This window comes from Corallococcus exercitus (genome assembly GCF_003611585.1).
Taxonomy (GTDB): Bacteria; Myxococcota; Myxococcia; order Myxococcales; family Myxococcaceae; genus Corallococcus; species Corallococcus exercitus.
The window spans coordinates 1-2,716 of sequence record NZ_RAVW01000702.1 but is presented as its reverse complement, the minus strand read 5'-3'; the positions used below and the strand labels follow the sequence as shown (position 1 = coordinate 2,716).

The window sequence follows — 2,716 nt, the reverse complement described above, 5'->3', positions numbered from 1 at the left end:
CGAGCCGGGGTGGCGGCGCGGGCGGGAGGCGAGGACTGCTTGCCGCGGGAGGAAGGCGAGCGGCGGACCGCGGGTGTCTTCTCCGGGACCTCTTCGGGAGGCAGGGACGGCACGCGGGAGATGGCCGTCTCGTTGTCGTTCAGCAGGGCCTGCGGCGCGGTGTGGGGCTGGGTGACGCGGATGCTGTCCTGCGTGGAGGACCGTGAGGGCCGGGAGCGGGAGTCCTCGGAGCCGTTGCTGGAGGCGTCGCGACCGGCACGGGACCGTGCATCGCCGGTGGATCCGTTCGAGGCATCGCGAGGGGGTCGGGGCCGCGAGTCTTCCGCGCCGCCATTCGAGGCATCACGATTCGAACGAGACCGTGCATCGTCAGTGGACCCATTCGCGGCGTCACGAGTTGAACGAGCGCGCCCATCGTCGGCGGATCCATTCGAGGCATCACGAGTTGAACGAGCGCGCCCATCGTCGGCGGATCCATTCGAGGCATCACGAGTTGAACGGGCTCGCGTGTCCTCGGCGGATCCGCTCGCGGCGTCACGGGTAGAACGCGCACGCGCGTCCTCAGCGGATCCATTCGAGGCATCGCGAGCCGAACGGGCACGCGCGTCCTCGGCGGATCCATTCGAGGCATCACGAGTCGAACGGGCCCGCGCATCCTCACCGGGCGCGCTGAAGGCTTCACGCGGCGGTTTGGGCCGTGCGTCCTCGGGAGGCACGTTGAAGGCTTCACGCGGTGGACGGGGCCGCGAGTCCTCCGCATCCCGTCCAGCTCTGGGCCTCAGTTCCTCGGTACGGACCTCCGCCTCACGTGCGGAGCGCGAACGCGGATCCTCGGAGCCGTTGCCGGCGTCCTTCGCGGAGCGCTGCCGTGAATCCTCCGGCGCCCCGTTCGCCGCATCCCGAGCGGATTCGCGTCCACTCCGGGCCCGGGGCTCGTCGGGCGGCGCGACGAAGGTCGGAGGCTCCTTCGTGTGACGCGGCTTCGGCTCCTCGGGAGGCTGGGCACCCACGCGCGACAGCGGCGTGAGGATCGTCTCACCCTCGGCATAACCGGGGGACGTCGTGACCTGGGACGCCGTGATGCGCAGCGATGAATCCAGCATCACCGGCGGCAGGGACGGCTGGGTGCGCACGCCCGGTTCGGAATCATCGGGCCGCGCGGACATCTCATCCGTGGGCGGAGCCGCGACCGGAGGCGACACCCGGCGCGAGGCCGGCGGCGGCGCGGGCTTGCGGACCGCCAGCTCCTCCGTCGTGTTGCGGCGGCCCGTCCCCAGCGCGGGGGCCGGAGCCGCCTTCGCCGGAGCGGGAGCCTTGGGAGGCGCCGCGGGCGCGCGAGGCGGCAGCGTGGAGGAGATCTGCGGCAGCGCCCCCGTGGGAGGCACCGTCACCGGCTCCGGGACGTCCGCGCCCCGGGCCAGCACCTGAGCCACCTGCGTCTCGCTGGAGGTGCCATCCCCGGTGGACTGACCGCTCATCAGCAGCAGGCGGGTCTGGTCGCGGCGCTCGGCGAACAGGCGCAGCATCAACTCGCTGCTCTGTTCGGGGTGCCAGATGCGAGGGCCCACGGCGCGCTCGATGGCGCGGGCGAACTCCAGCGTGGTGCCGTAGCGGTCCTCGCGCCGCTTCGCGAGCGCCTTGAGGACGATGGCGTCCAGCTCCGGCGGCACTTCCTTGTTCACGCGCGAGGGCGGGGGCACGTCCCCGCTGAGCACCGCGTTCATCATCGCTTCGGCGCTCTTGGCGTAGAACAGCCGCATGCCGGTGAGGCACTCGTGCAGCACCACGCCCAGGCTGAACAGGTCGCTGCGGGCGTCCAGCGGGTCGCCCATGATCTGCTCGGGGGACATGTAGCCGCTGGTGCCCTTCACCATGCCCACCTGCGTGCGGCTCGCGCGCGCCAGGCTCTTGGCGATGCCGAAGTCGAGCAGCTTGGTGACGCCCTCGTACGTCACCATGATGTTCTTCTCGGCGACGTCGCGGTGGACGACGGGCGAGGGCCGGCCCAGCGGGTCGGTGAAGCTGTGCGCGTAGTTGAGCGCCACGGCCGTGTCGCGCACGGCCATCAGGCTCAGGCCCATGGGGATGGGCTCGTGGGCGGAGCGGCACGCGCGGGCCACCTCCACCAGGGTGGCGCCCGGGACGAACTCCATGGCGAGGAACAGCTCGCCGTCCGCCACGTCCAGGTCGTACACGTGGGCGATGTGCGGGTGGTTGAACGCGGCCGTGACCTTGGCCTCGTCCAGGAACATCCGGACGAACTCCTCCTCGCCGCGGATGTCGGGGAGGATCTGCTTCAGCACCACCATCTTGCGGAAGCCGGCCAGGCCCTTCTGGGCCGCGAGGAAAATCTCCGCCATCCCGCCCGTGGACAGGCGGCAGAGCACCTCGTACTTGCCCAACACCCGGCCGCGGAACCCGTCCGGAGTGAGCGTCAGCGTCGTCCCAGCCATTGAAGGGGTCCGACTCTACACCTGGGCAGGCACCGGCGCGAAAGGCCCGGACCCCCGTTTCTGGCCGGATGCCAGGGTTTACGAGGATGAGCCTCCGTCCAGGCGAGGACAGGGTTTCCCGAAGGCAGGCATGAACTGTCCGACACCGGAGGGCGGCCCCCGGGACGGACGGACAGCGGAGCGCGCGCCGCTACCGTGCGTGTCATGGGAGCGCGCGGGAGCAAGGCGGGGAGGTGGGGACGGCGTGTGGGTGCTGTCTCTTA

At 71.1% G+C, this 2,716-nt stretch carries 1 protein-coding gene; it reads right to left on the bottom strand.

Features of this window, described 5'->3' with window-relative positions:
• Positions 1-2,453, bottom strand: a 2,453-nt coding sequence (locus tag D7W79_RS45555; protein WP_244222259.1) for a protein kinase domain-containing protein, incomplete at its 3' end; no start/stop codon positions are given.
• Positions 2,454-2,716: the final 263 nt, after the last annotated feature.